We start from the raw sequence: 19,039 nt of genomic DNA, 5'->3' as shown, positions 1-19,039 counted from the left end.
GATATGCGCCCTATCGGGTGGCGCGACGCCTCGCCCGTTTCAACATGCTGAGTCCTGAGCGCTGAGCGGCAGCGATCACGAATCCTTGCACGGGCTTAGCACTGCGCATTCAGCATTCAGCGCTTTCAGAATGTCGCGCATGTGCGTGAAGGCTTTGGCGCGATGACTGATGGTGTTTTTTTGATCTGCGGAGATCTGTGCCAAGGTCTTCCCGAGTTCCGAGACGAAAAACACGGGATCGTATCCGAACCCTAACGCGCCACTGGCCTCTTCTGTGATCGTGCCGTCCAAGATGCCTTGTGCCACTTGTACTTCGCCAGATGGAAGGGCGAGGGCGGCAACGGTGAGAAAGCGGGCGGTTCGTCGTTCACGAGGCACGCCCGTCAATTCTCGCAGCAACTTCCGGCAATTGTCTTCGTAGGTGGCGTCTTCGCCGGCATACCGGGCGGCATAGACGCCGGGTCGCCCGCCGAGTGCGTCCACTTCGAGCCCCGTATCGTCGGCGACCGCCGGCAACCCTGTGAACTCGGCGATCGCACGCGCTTTCTTGATCGCATTGGCCTCACACGTGGTCCCGTCTTCGACCACGTCCGGTGCATCGGGAAACTCATCGAGGCTGCGTGTCGTGATACCCAGATCGCGCAAGAGGGCGACGAGTTCCATGACTTTATGCCGGTTGCGAGTGGCGAGCACCAATTCACGGATCATCGCCTCTACCCTATTCCAATTCCCCGATCAGATCCTTCTGTAGCGCGGTGAGGGTCTGAATCCCGCTCCATCCGACCGCCATGAACTCATCCATTTCAGACTTGGCAAAGGGGGTCCGTTCTGCAGTGCCTTGCACTTCGACATAGCGCCCCTGCCCCGTCATGACGACGTTCATATCGACATCGGCCATCGAATCTTCGGTATAGGCGAGATCGAGCAGGATTTCCCCGCCCACCTTCCCGACGCTGATCGCGGCCAGATAATCCGTCAATGGACGTTTCTTGATTAGCCCCTTCTTCTTGAGCGAGGAGAAGGCATCGGCTAACGCAATGAAGGCTCCTGTAATGGAGGCGGTTCTGGTCCCGCCGTCGGCTTGAATCACGTCGCAATCGAGCCAGATCGACCGCTCTCCCATCTGCCCCATATCGGTCACGGCTCGGAGGGCTCGCCCGACAAGACGTTGAATTTCTAACGTTCTACCGCTTTGTTTGCCTTTGACCGCTTCACGCGGAGATCGGTCGTGGGTCGAACGAGGGAGCATCGAATACTCTGCCGTCACCCATCCTTGCCCTTTCCCCTTCAGAAAGGGAGGCACCTTCTCTTCAATCGAAGCCGTACAAATGACTTTGGTATCGCCCATTTCAATTAACACCGATCCTTCGGCATGCTTAATGAAATTTCGCGTGACCTTTACCGGACGCAATTGATCTTTTCGCCGCCCATCGACACGTAATAATCCTGCTGCACTGCTCATTGGTGACTCCTGTTATGTGATGTGGCGCATTATAAGTGAAGGCCCGGCGAAATCGCAATGAAACCGGCCTGGCACCCCCACGCGACAACTGGAATCGAGAGGAACGACTGTATGCATTTGGTCATTCCTCTCGTCGATTTGTACAAAAATACACGGTGTGATCGGCGAAATCTGTACAGCTCTTTTCGCACACCAGCTGAGTACTCCATCCAAGCCGCGTATGCCATGCCCAGGCTCTCCGCTCAAATGCGGTCACAGCGCATCATTCCGCTCCTTCTCGGTCATAAAGATGCCATCCGTTGTCAGGGGCTGGCAGTGCGGGCTTTTCGCAATATGATGGCACAAAAGGTGCACATGCCGTTACTGTTCTCTAGAGCCTCCTGGACATCGAAAACGGTAACGACCATTCACTGGACCTAGGCAATCTTTTCCATCACCACACACACAACCAGACCGTACACATTATGACGCTACTTCTTGACCGACCAAGCCAGCAAACCCTTCTTGAACTTAAACGCATCCTGATCGTCGATGACGAAGAGCCCATTCGTCGGCTGTTGGGATATATGCTGCAGACACATGGCTACGAAACGGTGCTGGCGTCCGATGCGCGCGACGCACGTGCGAAAATGGAAGAACAACCTTTTGCCTTGCTGTTGTGCGATGTAAATATGCCCGGCGAGTCGGGCATGGATCTGGTCCGTAATATCCTGAGCCAGTATCCCTCGACCGCCGTCATCATGGTGACCGGCCTCGATAGCTCCGTGCTGGCAAATGCTGCGTTAGACATCGGCGCCTTCGGGTACATCGTCAAGCCGTTTGAGTCCAATGAAGTCTTGATCGATGTCGCAAATGCCCTCCGTCGCCGCCGCCTGGAGGTGGAAAACCGTCTTCAACGAGAGAACCTCGAAGACATCGTGCGAACCAGGACGATGGCGCTGCAGCAAGCGCTCGAATGGCTCGAACGCAGCGAAAAAGAATTGCGCCTCTCGCGAGAAGAAACGATTCAACGGCTGGCCATCGCCGCAGAATACCGGGACGGCGCCACGGCCCAGCATATTCATCGCATGAGCCACTATTGCGAATTGCTCGCCAGAAAATATGGGCTCTCAGCGGAACGCTGTGAGTTGATCCGCACCGCCAGTCCGATGCATGACATCGGAAAAATCGGAACGCCGGACCATGTGCTCCTGAAGCCTGGGAAGTTCACGCCGGAAGAGTTCGACGTCATCTCGCAACATGCAGAAATCGGCTATCGCATCCTCGACGGATCGGATGCGGAAATCCTCAAAGTGGCAGCCTTAATTGCCTGGACTCACCATGAACGCTGGGATGGGAATGGCTATCCACGAAAGCTCAAAGGCGAAGCGATTCCCATCGAAGGACGGATCGCGGCCATTGCCGATGCGTTCGATGCACTCACCACACAACGGGTCTACAAGCCAGCCTTCACCCTTGATCACGCCGTCGAACTCATGAGCAAACATCGCGGTGAACATTTCGACCCCGAACTGCTCGATATCTTCTTTGCCTCGATGGAAGACATCAAGCGCATTCACGACCGGTATGCCGACCCTGCATCGCCCGGAATCGTTCCCGAATCATAAGTATCCGTTTCCGTCATTTCGTTGACCGGCTTTCTACCCGCCGATATACTTCCCTCAGCTCGATCGGTACAGATACCCACGCTGATTTCCAGATCCTGTACCCCACCATCTCACGCCCGCGAAAGGTCAGCCGACCATGGCAAAGAAGACGATTTCTGCGCGCAAACAAGCCGCGACACGCAATTGGATTGCCTACCTCTGCGAAGCCTTGGTGACATCGGGCACGATGCCGACCTGGGAGGCAGCCACCTATCTAACCGAGAACCTGTTTGGAGAGAAACCCAATCCACGCCTCCTCAGTACGACAAACCCCTACGAAGTGACGTCGCAATTTCTTCAACGGCTCTACCATCCACTCGTGGAAGCCGCATCTCGCGATATCACGTTGCCTGATGGCGCCATGCTGCATGTGTTTACCGATATCAGCCTGACGGGAAAATCCGCGGTGCTCGTGGTCTACCTGCCTGGCAATACTCAGCCGCACAAACTGTTGATGTTGGATGCCGCGAAGGCCTGGGAATTGGTCTTTACTGATTCAGACGACGTGAATCGGTGGGCTGAGGAACGGTATCGGCAGGTGAGGACGGCGCTGACCGCTGCGATCGGCACACCGACGCAGGCAAAAGTCCTTGCCGCAGTGTCATAATAGACTGTTGAACCAGTCCACGAGCAATCTTCGCCTGAACTATCCACCAGTGGGTTCATAGTTCAGGTTCGGCCCCAACCATCGTTCGAGTGCTGAAAGCGGCATGCCCTTTCGCACCTGATAGTCGAGCACCTGATCCTTCCCAATCTTCCCCACCGCAAAATATCTGGCGTCTGGATGCGCAAAGTAGAATCCACTGACCGAGGCCGCCGGCCACATGGCGAAACTTTCCGTCAAGGTAATGCCTGTCTGCTGTTCTGCAGAGAGGAGGTCGAAGAGTAACCGCTTCTCTGTATGATCGGGACAGGCAGGATAGCCTGGTGCCGGTCGAATACCTCGATATTTCTCACGGATCAAATCCTCAGCCGACAACGTCTCTTCTGTGCCGTACCCCCACGCATCACGCGCCTGCTTATGGAGATATTCGGCAAAGGCTTCGGCGAGGCGATCGGCCAGAGCTTTGGCCATGATGGAATTATAGTCGTCGTGGTCTCGTTCGAACTCCTGACACAAGAGATCGACCCCGATTCCCGTCGTCACGGCAAAGCCTCCAACGTAATCCGCCCGGCCTGACTTTTTCGGCACGATAAAATCCGCCAGCGCGAAACTCGGTTGCCCCTGTGGCTTCTCCGACTGCTGACGCAGGGTATGAATGGTCGTCAAGACCGTCGTCCGCTGTTCATCGCGGTAGATCTCAATATCGTCTTCCACACTGTTGGCAGGGAAAAAGCCGTAGACCCCGTTGGCGGTGAAGAGCCGTTGCTCCACAATCTTCCGGAGCAAGGCTAACGCGTCGTCATGCAATTCTTTCGCCTTTGGCCCTACGACTGGATCGTCAAAAATAGACGGGTAACGTCCACGCAATTCCCACGTGTGAAAAAAAGGCGACCAATCGATGTAGGGAATGAGTTGATCCAACGGTTGCTGCGGCAAGGTCTTGATCCCCGTGAAGACCGGCTTTGGGATATCGACCTCGGCCCAATTGGATTCGAACCGATTGGCTCGCGCCTTGGCCAACGTCCAGAGGGTTTTCGCCCCCTTGTCGTGATGGATCTGACGGATCGAATCGTAATCTGCGCGAACCGTCTTGGCAAACTCGCCCCGCAATTCGGCATTGACCAGACTCCCGACGACACCCACTGCTCTGGAGGCATCCAGCACATGCACCACAGAATGGTGATAGCCAGGGGCTATCTTGACGGCCGTATGGGCCTTGCTCGTGGTCGCACCGCCGATCAGCAGCGGCAGATCAAAACCCTCGCGCTTTAACTCGCGGGCCACATGGGCCATTTCGTCGAGTGACGGGGTGATCAATCCACTCAACCCGATGATCGCAACCCCATGCTCGCGTGCGGCAGCTAGGATTTTCTCGCAGGGCACCATCACCCCAAGATCGATCACCTCGTAGTTATTACAGCCCAGGACTACTCCGACAATGTTCTTCCCGATGTCGTGCACGTCGCCCTTCACCGTGGCGAGTAAAATTTTTCCATTCGAACTTGAGGCTCCCGACTTGAGCTTCTCCTCCTCCATGAAGGGCATCAGGTAGGCCACGGCCTTTTTCATGACACGCGCGCTCTTGACCACTTGCGGCAAAAACATCTTGCCGGCCCCGAAGAGGTCCCCGACGATGTTCATTCCGGCCATCAGAGGTCCCTCGATCACATGCAGCGGCTTCGCATACTGCAGACGAGCCTCTTCGATATCCTGCTCGATATAGTCGGTCACACCTTTCACCAACGCATGGGAGAGTCGCTCCTCGACTGTGCCTGAACGCCACTCATCGTCTTTGACTGCCACCTTACCCAATTGTTTAACGGTCTCGGCAAAGGTCACCAACCGCTCCGTCGCATCCGGCCTACGGTTCAACAGCACGTCTTCCACCAGTTCCAACAAATCCTTGGGAATCTCCTCGTACACCGCCAACTGTCCGGCGTTCACGATCCCCATGTCCAGACCAGCCTTGATGGCGTGATAAAGGAATGCCGCATGCATTGCCTCGCGCACGCGATTGTTGCCGCGGAACGAGAAGGATATATTGCTGACGCCGCCGCTGACGTTCGCGAGCGGAAGATGTTGCTTGATCCAGCGCGTCGCTTCGAGGAAGTTCACCGCGTAATTGTTGTGCTCCTCGATACCGGTCGCCACCGTCAGGATATTCGGATCGAAGATGATGTCCTGGGCGGGAAATCCAATATGCTCCGTGAGGAGGCGATAGGCCCGCTCACAGACTTCGATCTTGCGCTCGTAGGTATCGGCCTGGCCACGCTCATCGAACGCCATGACCACCACTGCCGCCCCATAGCGATGGACCAACTTCGCCTGATGGAGAAACTTGGCTTCGCCTTCCTTGAGGCTGATGCTGTTGACGACCGGCTTACCCTGGATATTCTTCAGGCCCATCTCCAGAATGTCCCACTTCGAACTATCCACCATGATGGGAACGCGAGTGATATCCGGTTCCGAGGCGACCAACCGTAGAAATTTTTCCATGGCAGCCTGGGAATCGAGCATGCCTTCATCCATATTGATGTCGATAATCTGAGCGCCCCCCTCGACCTGTTGCCGCGCCACCGAGAGCGCCGCTTCATACTCGCCAGCCAGAATCAGTTTAGAAAAAGCCGGTGACCCCGTGACGTTGGTTCGTTCACCGATATTCACGAAGTTCGATTCAGGCCGCAGGGTGACCGCTTCCAACCCGCTGAGCCTGGTATAGGGCTCGACGGGCTGCGGGACGCGCGGAGGAATACCCCGGACGGCCTCGGCAATCATCTTGATGTGCCCCGGTGTCGTCCCACAACAGCCGCCCACGATATTCAGCCAGCCGGTCTGCGCCCATTCTTTCAATTGGGGCGCCAGACTGTCTGGCGTCTCAGGAAATCCCGTCGGCAGCAACGGATTCGGCAGTCCGGCATTCGGATGGCTGCTCACATAGATGGGGGCCAGGCCTGAGAGCTCCTCAATTAAGGGACGCATTTCCCTGGGCCCTAATGCGCAGTTGATGCCGACGCTGAGCAACGGCACATGAGAGATCGAATTCCAAAAGGCTTCAATGGTTTGGCCCGTGACCCCGCGGTTGCTGCCGGCTTGAATAAACGTCACCGACGCCATGATGGGAAGCTTCACATGGCGATCCTCAAAAAACGTATCGATGGCAAAGAACGCGGCTTTCGCATTGAGCGTATCGAAAATGGTTTCGACCAATAAAATGTCGACGCCGCCGTCCACTAAGCCGCGAACCTGCTCGTAGTACACCGTCACCAGTTCGTCGTAGGTCGTGCCGCGTGCCGCTGAATTATTGACATCGGTTGAAATCGACGAGGTTTTCGTCGTGGGACCGATGGCCCCGGCCACAAAGCAGGACCGACCAGGCGTCGACGCCATGACCTGTGCCGCCGCACGCCTCGCACATTCCCCTCCAGCCCGCGCAATCTCGTAGGCCAAGGACTCCATGCCGTAGTCGGCCAGAGAAATGGCTTGGGCATTGAACGTATTCGTTTCCACGATATCGGCGCCGGCCTCGAAGTACTGGCGATGAATCTCCTCGATGATGGCCGGCTGCGTGAGGTTCAGCAGATCGTTGTGTCCCTTTTGATCCTGCTTCCAGTCTTTGAATCGCTCGCCCCGAAACGCCGCCTCGTCCAGTTTCCGCTGTTGGATCATGGTCCCCATCGCCCCGTCGAGGACGAGAATACGTTGCTGCAGCAGGGCTTCTAACTTTGCACTCATATCACCTGTCTCCGTGATCGACTACGTCTCAATGACAAAAAAACAATCGCCATCATAACCGAGCGGTTCCGGCGCCAGCAAGCAATCCCGTTCATCGTGCCTTGACAGGACGGGAATCCGCCGATACCATGCCGTGACTAGCTGGAGAGACACTGTGCTCCTGCGTGATGCGTCCCATTCCATTCTCTCGTTTCTCGTCGCGCTGGCCTCGGTTACCGGCATCTGGCTCCACCCCTCCCTAGCCTTCGCGTCGCCCTATTTTGAGGATGGGTACCTCGGGCTGACACAAGCGGAACTCCATCAACAACTCGGTATGCCACAGGCGGTACGGGATCGAAAATCCGCGCTGCGTGTCTTCACCTATTACGACATCACCGATTGGGAGAAGTATTTTCGGAAGCTCGTTTCCCCGGAAAACGGCGAGGATGTCTACACCGTGACACGTGAGGGCATCGAGATCCGCTACTCGTTCAGTTTCACCTTCGATCCCAACGACGAAAGCGACAACCGAACCCTCTTCGTTCGGCTCGTCGATATCGAGTTTTCTCCGGCCGTTCCCCTCTCCAAGATCCCGGCACTGGTCCCGGAGTTTCACCCGTCTGAGACCCCCGCCGCTCCCTCATTCCGATCGAACATCTGGATCCTGCTATTCAAGGGCGCTTCGTCTCCACAGGCTCGATTTATTGTAAAAGAGGCCGCGAAGGATACACTCGAATGGAGCCTGGCCTATCAACTGTTTTCGTTACAAGGCCTGCCCGATCCCCTCACGTCCAAGTCACTCGTCGATCGAATGGAAATCGGCACGCAAAGTATCGACCTCGTGAAGCAACGCCAGCGGCATACGCATGAACCCATTCTGAATCCCTACTCGCGTGAATTCTCCCAACACCAACTGACCCCTCAGGTGCCCACCGTCAAAAAGATTCCTCTTCCCAAGTACGCGGATTAGCCACGACTGGGTGTCACGACTCCACGCGATGTTCAGGGAAAATTAGGGAAGACGCTGGAGACGGTCCTGCTGTTGCTCGTGGGCTTTTACCGCCTGACCTGTGAAGAGATCCAATGCGGAACCTTGGGACGTAAAGAGCAAGACAGGCACGGTCAAACCCAACAGGACCAAGCACCAGAGAGAGAGGAAGCGGATAGCTTGGCTTCGCGCAAACAGTCTGGCCAACAGACATACCACCCCAACGAGGCCACCGACGGTCAGCACGTGGGACTGATAGGGGGTCAATCCAGAAATACTTGGCGTGAATGTACCGAGTTGCGCACGAGCAACCTGTACCCAATCGAATACCGACTGCTGGAGCCGCACCGCTGTCGAATGATTGGTGGCGGCTTGGGGAGCATGTTCTGTCGCCTGAACCTTCGGACGATACCGTTCGGGAATGGTCTCGTAGTTGTCCGTCATGACTGCCGTGCCTCGTTCATCGATATAGGAATAGATGATCGTGGCAGACGCGAACTCCGGCAACAGGAAGCTACTAATCCAGAGGAGAAAGATGCCGACAATAATAACCGCACTGCCATTGAGCAGAAGTGAGCCTCGCTGACCACGAGGAATCGTGTCATGGCAGAATGGACGCATCTCCATCAGTATACCGATCTCGACCGATTACTCACATCTTATTGATTAAATTGACGCAAACAGTCCTGCTTCCTTGACTCTCTCCGATTCACATTGCTACCATGCTCACCATCATGGATCACACGACTGCCGCCACCCAAGAACCGATGAACGCCTCATCCCCCGATCTCACAGAACAGACACCCTTTATCCGCCGACGCCCCGTTCGACTCATGATTTATGCGGGGCTTGGAATCTTCATGTTTCTCATGGTGGTCTGGCCGCTCATCGCGCAACTCAAAGACCCTGATTTTCAAAAACATATCGCAGAACATCGCGTCATGGTCGGCATGTCCAAAGAACAGGTATTAGAGGCCTGGGGAGGCCCCCAAACGATCAACACCACCTTCACCAAAGAAGGCCTCCGCCGCGAAGAATGGATTTTTGAAGATTGGGAAAATGCCGCGACGGTGAAGCACCGCTATCTCTACATCGAAGAAGGCCGTCTCATCGGCGGATGGTTTCAAGGGTCCGGTGAACGCCTCCCCATTCAAACTCCGTCGAACCCCCATGCCCCCAGGCCCCAGCGCTAGTCCTCGATTACGCCTGTCCCGACACATCACGCACGTCCAGCCGCAACCGGCTCAACAGCACGTTCGCAGCAAGCCGATCGCGCTCGTCGATCATGACACGCGAGTTCAGAATGGGGAGTCCCGGATACAAGCTGCTGACATGTTCATTCTCAAGCAGATACGCGATACCGCTGCCCTCCAGCAAACTCGTGACCATCGCCAGCTCACCCATATTCTGCGGCTCAGCCAGACAGATCATCGGCATGGTACACCCTCGATGGTCACAGAATTGACGAGCGGATACCCGCTCGTCTCGTTGCTTTTTTCACGCATCCCTCTTACACTCAGCGGCTGCTAAGGGGTTTCGGTAATTTGCACGCGGCGTTCTTTGCCAGGGCCACCAGAAATGGTCAACACACGTTTCCATTCCCGGACCTGATACACGGCCCAGGCATGCGACTGGCCCTTAAAGTAGGCATCGGGGTCTTCCCCACTGGCGTTGAGAAAAATCGGCTCCGTGAAGCCCTCTTCCAACACATAGTCCAGGAGAGAGTCCGTCACAAAACCTGATCCTCGCAACGACACCTCTGCCAGCATGGTCAGAATGTCTTCTGGGTTTTGAACCGTCACACGATCCATTGATGTACCTCCGCGCCATCAAATTGTAACGAGCCGCTCAGCAGGAAGGCAACAGACATGACACGTCCCTTGACGAAAAGCCGATTCCGCGAAGAACTCTTGCGTCTGATGGACCGCAAACATCATTGGGCCTGGCCGGCATTCGCCGACGGCACAGTCACCGTCGAGCAGCTCAAACGCCACTTCCAACAGGAATATGGCGTCTATGTACGAGACTTTCCTGTCTTCCTGGCCCGCATTCACGGCCAGAATCCCCCGGCCACGGTCCGACGAATGCTCGCCGATAATATTTACGAAGAAGACACCGGTGGGCTCTCGCTGGGCAAATCACACCCGGAATTATTTCTGACCATGATGGCAGGCCTGGGACTTCCGGCTCGTGACTTCGAGACCGTGCGCCTCCTCCCGGCCAGTCGACGCTACCGCGCCTGGCTGGACACCGCCTCAAATAAGAAAGACTGGGTCGTCGGAGCTGCGGCACTGACGATCTTCGTCGAAGGCAGCGTGAAGGACCGCGCCGAAATTGCCGACCCTTCCAAACCCAAAACCGCCGAAGAAATCGAAGCGATCGTCCAGCGCCACCCGTTGGTGAAATACCACGGCCTCTCCCCCGATGCCATGGATCTGATTCGCGCGCACCAACTGGTCGAAGCCGGCCATCGCCACGATGCCTATGCCATGGTCGTGAACTACGCCACCACACGGACACAACAACAGGCCGTCTTGAGCTGTCTCAAGAAATGCCTCACCCTCTGGCAAGCCTATCGCGATGCGGTGGCCAAGGCCTGTGGACTAAAAAAGACCTAACTCGTGCGTTCGTTGATCTCTCTCGCATTCTTGTCTGTTGTCCTGACCATCAGCCATCCGCAATTGGCCACCAGCGCCCTTCTTTCCGACGACATGGCGCTGGTTCCTGCCGGAGAATTCCTCATGGGGAATCCGGCAGGCAGCGATGATCTTCCGGACGAACAACCACAGCGCCTTATCTCGACCACCTCATTCTGGATCGACCGCTACGAAGTGACGAACGATGCCTATGCGCGATTCGTCCAAACGACCGGACATCGTGCGCCGGCGAACGCTAATCCTGCCTCAAATTTATGGGAAAACAATCTACCCATCTCTGGCATCGGCACCCACCCCGTGGTGAATGTCAGTTGGGAGGATGCCGTCGCCTACTGCACGTGGATAGGCAAACGTCTGCCGACTGAAGCGGAATGGGAAAAGGCCGCGCGTGGCACCGATGGCCGTCGCTACCCCTGGGGAAATGAGTGGGATGTCAGAAAGGCCAACAGCGCCAGCTATTGGGCCGGTCGCACCATCGACTTTCAGAGCGGAGCGGACTGGGATGCCTTCTGGGTCCAAGGAGAGGGCGCGCAGATTTCAAAAGAAAAGGGCATCAAGGGTGAGGTGCTCACGATGCCGGTCGGCAGCTTTCCCGCAGGCGTCAGCCCGTACGGACTGTCTGACATGGCCGGCAACGTCGCGGAATGGATACAGGATTGGTATAACCCAAACTACTACAAAGACGCGCCCCTCTCAGATCCTCAAGGGCCGTCCCGTGGCGCAATCAAAGCAATGCGCGGTGGGTCCTGGTTGAAACCGGCGATCAGTCTACGCACGGGCGACCGCGACTGGGGCACGATGGACAGTCGTCCAAGCGGCACCGGCTTTCGCTGTACCAAGGATGCATTCTAGCCGGCTGCTAAAAAACCCGCCGGGCAGGAAGCGTTGAACGGTGAGCGATGAACGCTACGCATGGAAACGATTGTCGCTTCAACGTTCCGCACCTATCGTTCAGAGCTTGGAACCTCACTGGGCCAACAGATACTCAACTCGCTCAACCCGCACGACCGGCATGATGAGCCCCAGACCTTCTTCATCATGGGAAAAGTCGTAGATCAGCGACTCCTCGGGAATGAGTCGCCCAATCATCAGGATCTCAATCTCGATTTTTTGACCGGCCTCTACCTGTCGACGCAGGCGGTCGCGCTCACCCGCGCCGGGGATTGCCACGAGATTGCCTGGAAGGTCTTCGGCTTTGAATCGAACCATACCCCATCGAGTGGCAGTGAAGATCGGCCCCATCGCAATAGTGAACCCGCCAACTTCTGACTCAAACCGAGACAGCTCTCCTGCCCAGCGAAAGGCTACCGCCCAGTTCAGGGCCTCCTTCCCTGCCCGGTTCGCATCGCGCTCACGGTTCAATGCGAACAATCTCTCGTCATGCTCGGGATCGTGATGGCCATGACCGTAGACCATCGCCCAGTCTGGTGGGGCGCCATCCAGCGCATCAAGAAATTGTTCAATGGAGAGCGGATCGATCAGGAGATGGGACTCTGCTGGCAGAATGCGAGGAAGATCCTTCGGCGCAATCGTCAGGATGGCGTTCGTACCGAAGCCCTCTTCTGCCCGGCCCTCCTCGATCGGCCCCATGATCAGGAGAAAGACGGCGATGACCGACAACGCCCACATGGGATGATATCACTCCGTTGCTGCAGCGACGGCCTTCTCGAAACTCGCACAGAGGGCCGTGACCGCCTGCTGCTCACCCGTCAATACGCCATACTCGATCAAAACTGCCAAACGAGGCTGTGGGTCGATACGGCGCAAAGCCTGGCCGGTCAATCCGCCGGATTCAATTACTTTCTGATAGGTCCCCAGCCACGAACCAGTCACGGCTCGTAATCCGGCATCGGTCGGTTTCATCCGGCCCAACTTTACCTCTTCGAGCAATTTGGTGATCGGGTCGGACTGAGAGATCATGGCAATCGCGCGCTGAAGGTTCTGCTCGCCTGGTTCCATGATCAATTGGTGGAACAGGAACCGGGGCCACGCGGGTCACCGCAACTTCCGCAAGAACCGCCGCCGTTACCCGGCAACACCCAGCCATCCGTGCCTCCGACTCCGAACGAAGAAATTTGCTTCTCCAGCTTCGTCGTCTTGCACTTGGGACAGGCCGCAGGCGTGGAGCCATAGACCAAGAGCTCGAACCGATGATTGCATTCGCCGCAGACATATTCGAAGATAGGCATGAGTCATACTCCTTTATCTGAGGGGTATTATAAGATCGACCAGGCCAGTTCGCAATCAGTGAGGACTTGTATGTATCAAGAAGAAAAAACCTTCACTTTTCGATTCAGCCTGGAGGCCTCCTTTCCCGACGACTATGAGGGCGACGAGGAGGCTCATGCCTGGGTGCGGGAATGGGAAGCGCACATCAAGCCGGAGCTACTCAAAGTGCTCTTCGACTCGTTGCGCCAACAAAAGGCCTGGCAGCCTCACGTGCGCAATCGCGGGAAATCCCCGGCTGATGAGATAGAAATAGTCCTGTCGCGGGACTTTTCTAAACCCCAAGGATTCAGCCTGCCGTGACCATGCCCCCTCCTCTGGGCCTGTACCTCCACATCCCCTTCTGCCGCCAGCGTTGCGATTTCTGCTCGTTCTATCTGGAAATCCATCGCGAGGAACGGGCGGACGCCTTTGTCCGATCGCTCTTGCATGAGATTGGATTATCGGCACAACAACAGGTCGCTGTGGGGCGCCCAATCCAATCCGTCTATCTTGGGGGTGGCACACCGACGGTTCTGACCGTGGCTCAGCTCATCGCCATCCTCTCCGAGATTCGGAACCGGTTTAGCCTCACGTCAGACTGTGAAGTCACCGTGGAAGGCCACCCCTCGACAATCTCCGCGCAGGACCTTGTTCAACTACGTCTGGCCGGTGTGATTCGCCTGAGCTTCGGTGCAGAATCGATGGAGGATGGCGATCTCCTCAGAATCGGTCGGCCCGGCACTGTCAGTGAGACCGTCACAGCTATGGCGATGGCCAGATCCTCCGGCTTCACAAACATCAACCTTGACTTGATGTATGGGTTGCCTGGGCAAAGCCTGGTCAGTTGGAAGAAAACTCTGACCCATTGCCTTGCACTGCAGCCGACACACCTGTCTTGCTATGCACTCACCGTGGAACAGGAGACCAGGCTCGCATCAAATATTCGACTCGAACGGAGTCCCTCGCCTAATGAAGGCCTTCAAATTGAGATGGATGAGGCTGCACAGAGGATACTCTCGGACGCAGGCTATGAGCGATATGAAGTCTCGAACTATGCCAGGCCCGGACATGCCTGCCGCCATAATCTGCTCTATTGGACCAATGGGGAATATCTGGGATTCGGCCCCAGTGCCCAGTCCTATCTAGGCGGAACAAGATTCGGCAATGTCCCAAACCTCGATGCCTACAACCACTCGCTGACAAAAGATCTCCTCCCCATTGAAGAGCGCATCACCCTCTCCAAAGAAGAACAACTCCGCGACGCCGTGATTTTCGGATTACGACTGATCCAAGGAATTCCCTCTCACAACCTGTATCAACATGCTTTGAACTATGGACACAGCGCGCTCACGGCTCAATTGCTTGCGCAAGAATTGATCGAACAAGACGGTGAACGCAGCAAACTATCGGCGAAAGGCCTCCTACAGGCCGACACCATCGCCGAGAAGCTGTACTAGAAACAGACCGTTGAACAATCCTTCCAGCTTCGTTCTCGCATCGTTCAGACCCTCAACGTCCCCCTGAGGGCACGCCTCGGCCCTCCCCTCACTGCGTCCTTGCCGGACGGCCTTTTTGAACAGCCTGTGGGGAAACGCAACAGTTCAGTCTAGCGATCATTGACTTTTCTCCTTGGCTGGATGGACACTGGCCGTAGATCACGTCGGAGGTAACATGCCCGTTAATATGGATCCTGCCAAGAAGCGAAGACGACAGCCCTTACCGATAGAGGCGGTGACGCCGTCCTCAGATAAAGACAAGGCGCTACCGATAAAAGCCTCTCAATTCGGCGAGGAGACAGAAGAAGATCGAGTGAAAGATCTGGCGGATGCGGAGCTGAAAAATCTCTGGGAAGCCACAGAAGTCATCGACATGGACAAAGCCTGAGACGGATAACACGCGAGACTGGCGAGAGAAGCGAGACGTTCAGAATCAAGACATTGGCTCATGCCGCCAGACCGTCAGTGAGCACTCTCGTAGGATGCTCATAAAGGCCACAGCCTCGAAAGCATCCTGCTAGGCCGGCAGAAAGAAAAAGGCGATCGAAAGCATTACATAGACCCCGACCAACATCACCCCTTCCATCCAATTAGACTCTCCGTCCATCGCGACAAATCCGACGATGAGGACCGAGATGGTCACGGCAGCCACTTCGAAGGGTGTAAAAATCAGGTCCAACGGCGTCCCGAAGAAATAACTGGCAAACACAAGCAATGGCGCCACGAGCAAGGCGATCTGCAGGCTAGATCCCACCGCAATTCCGTATGCCAGATCCATCTTATTTTTGAGCGCCACGATCACCGCCGTAGAATGTTCAGCCGCATTACCCACAAGCGCGACAAGGATAACACCCACGAAGACTTGCGTGAGCCCGAGAGTGTGCGATGCAGGCTCCAGCGCCCCCACCAATATTTCACTCATGAGGGCCACGAAACAGGTCGCCACGGTGAGCACAGCAATCGATGCACCCTTGGTCCAAGGCTGCTCTCCAAGGTCCGATGTATCATGCGACTCTCCGGCAAAGAGATGGCGATGAGTCTTCAAGGAAAACAGGAGACTTGCGATATAAATAATGAACAACACGATGGATATTTCCAAGCTAAGCTCTCGCTCAATCGCCACGCCACGGTCGGCCGCGGTGTAGTGGAAGAGTGCAGGAATGATGAGCCCGACAGCGGCGAGAAGCAGAAGGCTGGCACCCGTTCCGGCAGCAGTTTGATTAAACTTCTGCCGCTCATACTTCATGCCACCGGCAAACATCGAGACGCCAAGAACGAGTAAGATGTTTCCCAGGATTGAGCCGGTCAGCGACGCTTTGACGACGTCATGAAGGCCCTCGCGGAGAGCCACCAGTGCGATAATCAATTCTGCTGCATTGCCCAGCGACGCATTGAGGAGCGCGCCGACTCCAGCACCGACATGGGCTGTTAAATGTTCAGTGGCTCGACCGAGCAAGCCGGCGAGTGGAATAATGGCCAGGCAGGCCGAGATGAACACCAGTAGCGGATCGGTTCGAAGCACCTCGAGTGCGATCGTCACCGGGACGAAGATGAGCAGATAATCAAGCCACGACGTGAAGAGATATTTCACACGCAAAAACTAACATGACTGTGAGACTTTGTCGATGAATCACCGGCAACCACCCCACGCGTTGTTCTACCCCTTCCACCTCTGCCATCCGGAGACCCTGACCAGGCTCCTGACTCGCTTTGCCACCGTTCACTTTCGCGACTTCATGGCGATGCAATTGACGCCCATGACTGGCGTCACGGCCTTTCAAGACCGAATGGGCATGAGCTTTCCGGATCTCATCGAATCGGGACGCCTCGTGCAAGGGTATGACGTGAGTGGACCACTTTCCTCACTAGTGGCAGAAGCTATCGACCGAGATCTCCGCGACCCCGTCTGGCGCGCACAATTTCACGCAGCCCTGTGCCGTGACCGCCGTCTTCAGCGTGGACTCTTCGAACCCTCCCATGCGGTTCGCATCGGCGAGAGCCTCGTGCCAGGCCCTGCCGCGCTCCTCCATCTCATGGACAATTCGTTCAAGGAGGAACCATTCGATCTCGCGCGGGTGAGGACACTCTCGAAGCGGAGCGCGACTCTTGAAGAGGGGTATTTTTTTGAATACGGGCTCGCCCTCGTCAAGACATCCGCCTCACTCACCTACACGCAAATGCTCGCCTTGGCACATCAACTCCAACCGGCCACAGATTCTCCCGCGCATTTCACACTCTATGCGCAATCCTGCGCCCGGGAGAATTGGGTGAGAACCAACCACCTGCTCACGCGTATCGGCTATTAACCGTAACCCTTCGTACAGACCTGCTCGTCAGCCGTAGGGTGTACTTGCACCAGCGCGCTCGTCCTCGAACGCGTCGCGACGACCCGCCTGAATAATCCAGGTTAAAAGTTGCTCCAAACTCTGCTAATATTCGTCCCCATGGCCGGCACAAAAACTCCCTTTGCACCTCCCGTCCCGATCGAAACTGCCAGTACCGTCACCGGGAGCGGACTCGATGCGCGAGTGATCGTGTTCAATTGCGAATGCCACACCTACGAGCAAGTAGTTGGGCTCTTCTGCCAATATATTCCAGGCATGACCAGCTCGAAAGCCTTCGAGCTGGCATGGAAAATCGATCATGACGGAGAAGCCATCGTGTTTGCCGGGGGGCTGACACAAGCGGAAGAGATCGCGGCAAAGTTGGCAGGCGGTGGACTACGAGTGGCTGTGCAATAATCGCCCGTCGGCTATTTCTTGCGTTTCGGCGATGCGGCTTTGACCGGTTGCGTCTTTACCTTTGGCTTTGACTTGACCTTCGAGATAGCAGGCTTCGCAGCAACTTTGGCCGGTGCAGCCTTTGCTGGAGCGGGCTTCGCAGGCGCAGTCTTCTTGCCATGGCTCCCGCCGCCACCCTTCACAGGCTTCCCTTCAGCAAGTTGAGCCTGAAGCTTATGCGTGGCAGAAGTTTTGTTCAGCTTCGTCACCATATCGCCGCTATGGATACGCACTTGATAGAGCTCTAACAGCTTGCCAATGGCCTTCTGATCGCCCTTCTTCGCGGCGTTCAGCAGTTTACGGCGATGGTTCATCTCTTCTTCTTCAGTATGGGAAGCAGCCCGTCGTTCCATGTCTATCCTTTCGTTCTACGTGGAGAGAGAGCCCCCGCGCGGCGCGAGTATACCCGAAATACTCAATTTCTTCTAGCGCCTAAGTGGGAACGCTGAGCGAGACTGGCGAGACCGGCCTATTTCTCTGGTTAGCCTGGTTCAACTCAATAAACTCGAGCAATCAGTTGCCTCTCACGCCTGCGAGCGCTTGTGGCAGCTTTCGCCCCAAGCGTATACTGCAGGCTACATCTGGCAGGATGCTCAATATGGCCGTCACCAAGGCCGACGCCTCGAACGCATCCTGCCTATTCGACCCAACAAGGAGATCTCCCCATGGAACAACAGAAGCCAAAACAAGAAGAAACCCCGGTCGCCGACGATCCAAAGGCTCGTGAAATGCTTCGGCAAGCCTTCGAGAAGACCGCGCGCTGGCCCAAGGACTTCACGGGATTTACCGCTGATTTGACCGTCAATGTGAACGGAAAAGAGACCAAGGGACCGGTCATGGTCAAGGGCCCGCGTGAAGTTTCGGTCCAACTGGGAGACCCCGAGGTACAGAAGTGGGCACAGGAGCAGCTCGGCTCGATCGCCGTGCACCGTGGCCCGAGAAGCTTCGAAGAGTCGGACGGCAAATACTCCTTAACGATGGAAGAAGATGGGCATCCCTTCGGCACGAAGCTGAACATTCACGGCTCGAACTCCTTCTATCGTCTCAAAGACAATCGCATCACCCAGATCAATCGCAAGATGGCGCACCCAGGTATGACGCCGTTCGCCTTCACGATCAATGTCGAAGAAAGCTCCCTCACTCAGGATCAGAAGAACCTCACGACGAAGTACTGCGTCTACTACTACTCCCCGACCGACGGAAAGCTGAACAACGTCGAAAGTTTCACCGATAGCTATGTGCGTGTCGGATCATCGGATCTGCCGGCCACCCGCCGCATCATTACCTATGAAAACGGGGCGGTCGTCGTAAAGAACCTCACGTTCACGAATCATAAACTGGTTTAACAAAAGAACGGCAATAGCCCGTGCAATGATCGCGTGGCCCGCAGGATGGTCAAACAGTCCGTCCAGCGAGGCCGCAGGCGAGTCGAAACCGGAGGCATACCCTCAGGGGTACGTTGAGGATTTCGACGAACTGAGAACGAA

The 19,039-nt window shown here is 56.1% G+C and carries 23 protein-coding genes; 12 read left to right on the top strand and 11 right to left on the bottom strand.

Features of this window, described 5'->3' with window-relative positions:
* Positions 1–75 precede the first annotated feature (75 nt).
* A complete protein-coding gene (locus Q8N00_17805) occupies positions 76–708 on the bottom strand; it encodes an XTP/dITP diphosphatase (GenBank protein ID MDP2384641.1) in 633 nt (210 codons plus the stop codon).
* Between the two features lie 10 nt (positions 709–718).
* Positions 719–1,462 carry a ribonuclease PH gene (gene rph, locus Q8N00_17800; GenBank protein ID MDP2384640.1) on the bottom strand — a complete coding sequence of 248 codons (744 nt, stop codon included), beginning with the start codon at positions 1,460–1,462 and terminating at the stop codon, positions 719–721.
* A 464-nt stretch (positions 1,463–1,926) separates the two neighbouring features.
* Here rph and Q8N00_17795 point away from each other — a divergent pair, with 464 nt between their 5' ends.
* Both Q8N00_17795 and Q8N00_17790 read left to right on the top strand, forming a co-directional pair.
* Positions 1,927–3,069: a response regulator gene (locus tag Q8N00_17795; protein ID MDP2384639.1), complete on the top strand. Its 1,143-nt coding sequence runs from the start codon at positions 1,927–1,929 to the stop codon at positions 3,067–3,069.
* A 136-nt stretch (positions 3,070–3,205) separates the two neighbouring features.
* Positions 3,206–3,715, top strand: a complete 510-nt coding sequence (locus Q8N00_17790) for a hypothetical protein (protein MDP2384638.1) — start codon at positions 3,206–3,208, stop codon at positions 3,713–3,715.
* Between the two features lie 39 nt (positions 3,716–3,754).
* Here Q8N00_17790 and metH read toward each other — a convergent pair whose 3' ends face one another.
* Positions 3,755–7,444, bottom strand: a complete 3,690-nt coding sequence (gene metH, locus Q8N00_17785) for a methionine synthase (GenBank protein MDP2384637.1) — start codon at positions 7,442–7,444, stop codon at positions 3,755–3,757.
* Positions 7,445–7,598: 154 nt separating this feature from the next.
* On the opposite strand from metH, the gene Q8N00_17780 reads away from it, so the two are divergent.
* Entirely contained in the window at positions 7,599–8,393 is a 795-nt protein-coding gene (locus Q8N00_17780; protein MDP2384636.1) for a hypothetical protein, read from the top strand.
* Between the two features lie 42 nt (positions 8,394–8,435).
* On the opposite strand, the gene Q8N00_17775 is transcribed toward Q8N00_17780, so the two are convergent.
* The gene (locus Q8N00_17775) at positions 8,436–9,038 is read right to left on the bottom strand and encodes a hypothetical protein (GenBank protein MDP2384635.1); all 603 of its coding nucleotides are present in this window, start codon (positions 9,036–9,038) and stop codon (positions 8,436–8,438) included.
* Positions 9,039–9,145: 107 nt separating this feature from the next.
* Here Q8N00_17775 and Q8N00_17770 point away from each other — a divergent pair, with 107 nt between their 5' ends.
* A complete protein-coding gene (locus tag Q8N00_17770; protein ID MDP2384634.1) occupies positions 9,146–9,604 on the top strand; it encodes a hypothetical protein in 459 nt (152 codons plus the stop codon).
* A gap of 7 nt (positions 9,605–9,611) precedes the next feature.
* Here the strand turns inward: Q8N00_17770 and Q8N00_17765 are convergent, their stop codons facing one another.
* Entirely contained in the window at positions 9,612–9,848 is a 237-nt protein-coding gene (locus Q8N00_17765) for a DUF2007 domain-containing protein (protein MDP2384633.1), read from the bottom strand.
* Between the two features lie 89 nt (positions 9,849–9,937).
* Positions 9,938–10,222 carry a hypothetical protein gene (locus tag Q8N00_17760; GenBank protein ID MDP2384632.1) on the bottom strand — a complete coding sequence of 95 codons (285 nt, stop codon included), beginning with the start codon at positions 10,220–10,222 and terminating at the stop codon, positions 9,938–9,940.
* A 57-nt stretch (positions 10,223–10,279) separates the two neighbouring features.
* Here Q8N00_17760 and Q8N00_17755 point away from each other — a divergent pair, with 57 nt between their 5' ends.
* Together Q8N00_17755 and Q8N00_17750 are read left to right on the top strand one after the other, a co-directional pair.
* Positions 10,280–11,029 carry an iron-containing redox enzyme family protein gene (locus Q8N00_17755; protein MDP2384631.1) on the top strand — a complete coding sequence of 250 codons (750 nt, stop codon included), beginning with the start codon at positions 10,280–10,282 and terminating at the stop codon, positions 11,027–11,029.
* A 3-nt stretch (positions 11,030–11,032) separates the two neighbouring features.
* Complete coding sequence (locus Q8N00_17750) at positions 11,033–11,920, top strand: SUMF1/EgtB/PvdO family nonheme iron enzyme (GenBank protein ID MDP2384630.1); 888 nt, start codon at positions 11,033–11,035, stop codon at positions 11,918–11,920.
* 114 nt (positions 11,921–12,034) lie between these two features.
* Here Q8N00_17750 and Q8N00_17745 read toward each other — a convergent pair whose 3' ends face one another.
* Genes Q8N00_17745 through Q8N00_17735 form a run of 3 tightly spaced genes read right to left on the bottom strand, consistent with a single transcriptional unit; the run spans position 12,035 to position 13,257 of the window.
* Positions 12,035–12,697 carry a hypothetical protein gene (locus Q8N00_17745; GenBank protein ID MDP2384629.1) on the bottom strand — a complete coding sequence of 221 codons (663 nt, stop codon included), beginning with the start codon at positions 12,695–12,697 and terminating at the stop codon, positions 12,035–12,037.
* Positions 12,698–12,706: 9 nt separating this feature from the next.
* Positions 12,707–13,027, bottom strand: a complete 321-nt coding sequence (locus Q8N00_17740; GenBank protein MDP2384628.1) for a hypothetical protein — start codon at positions 13,025–13,027, stop codon at positions 12,707–12,709.
* A gap of 2 nt (positions 13,028–13,029) precedes the next feature.
* A complete protein-coding gene (locus Q8N00_17735) occupies positions 13,030–13,257 on the bottom strand; it encodes a zinc ribbon domain-containing protein (protein ID MDP2384627.1) in 228 nt (75 codons plus the stop codon).
* 70 nt (positions 13,258–13,327) lie between these two features.
* On the opposite strand from Q8N00_17735, the gene Q8N00_17730 reads away from it, so the two are divergent.
* The 3 genes from Q8N00_17730 (at position 13,328) to Q8N00_17720 (ending at position 15,160) form a co-directional block, all read left to right on the top strand.
* Complete coding sequence (locus Q8N00_17730; GenBank protein MDP2384626.1) at positions 13,328–13,597, top strand: hypothetical protein; 270 nt, start codon at positions 13,328–13,330, stop codon at positions 13,595–13,597.
* Between the two features lie 2 nt (positions 13,598–13,599).
* Complete coding sequence (hemW, locus tag Q8N00_17725; protein ID MDP2384625.1) at positions 13,600–14,733, top strand: radical SAM family heme chaperone HemW; 1,134 nt, start codon at positions 13,600–13,602, stop codon at positions 14,731–14,733.
* Positions 14,734–14,947: 214 nt separating this feature from the next.
* The gene (locus Q8N00_17720; GenBank protein ID MDP2384624.1) at positions 14,948–15,160 is read left to right on the top strand and encodes a hypothetical protein; all 213 of its coding nucleotides are present in this window, start codon (positions 14,948–14,950) and stop codon (positions 15,158–15,160) included.
* Between the two features lie 129 nt (positions 15,161–15,289).
* Here Q8N00_17720 and cax read toward each other — a convergent pair whose 3' ends face one another.
* Complete coding sequence (gene cax / locus Q8N00_17715) at positions 15,290–16,363, bottom strand: calcium/proton exchanger (GenBank protein MDP2384623.1); 1,074 nt, start codon at positions 16,361–16,363, stop codon at positions 15,290–15,292.
* Positions 16,364–16,397: 34 nt separating this feature from the next.
* Between cax and Q8N00_17710 the strand changes: the two genes are divergently transcribed.
* Together Q8N00_17710 and Q8N00_17705 are read left to right on the top strand one after the other, a co-directional pair.
* Complete coding sequence (locus tag Q8N00_17710) at positions 16,398–17,078, top strand: hypothetical protein (GenBank protein MDP2384622.1); 681 nt, start codon at positions 16,398–16,400, stop codon at positions 17,076–17,078.
* A 138-nt stretch (positions 17,079–17,216) separates the two neighbouring features.
* Positions 17,217–17,513: an ATP-dependent Clp protease adaptor ClpS gene (locus Q8N00_17705; protein ID MDP2384621.1), complete on the top strand. Its 297-nt coding sequence runs from the start codon at positions 17,217–17,219 to the stop codon at positions 17,511–17,513.
* An 11-nt stretch (positions 17,514–17,524) separates the two neighbouring features.
* Here the strand turns inward: Q8N00_17705 and Q8N00_17700 are convergent, their stop codons facing one another.
* Entirely contained in the window at positions 17,525–17,905 is a 381-nt protein-coding gene (locus Q8N00_17700; protein MDP2384620.1) for a hypothetical protein, read from the bottom strand.
* A gap of 312 nt (positions 17,906–18,217) precedes the next feature.
* Here Q8N00_17700 and Q8N00_17695 point away from each other — a divergent pair, with 312 nt between their 5' ends.
* Positions 18,218–18,898 carry a DUF3386 family protein gene (locus Q8N00_17695; GenBank protein MDP2384619.1) on the top strand — a complete coding sequence of 227 codons (681 nt, stop codon included), beginning with the start codon at positions 18,218–18,220 and terminating at the stop codon, positions 18,896–18,898.
* The last annotated feature ends 141 nt before the right edge of the window (positions 18,899–19,039 follow it).

It is taken from the genome of Nitrospirota bacterium (assembly GCA_030684575.1).
In the GTDB taxonomy this organism is placed as follows: Bacteria; Nitrospirota; Nitrospiria; order Nitrospirales; family Nitrospiraceae; genus Palsa-1315.
Note: the sequence above shows the minus strand (reverse complement) of the source record. Positions and strands in the feature narration are given on the sequence as shown.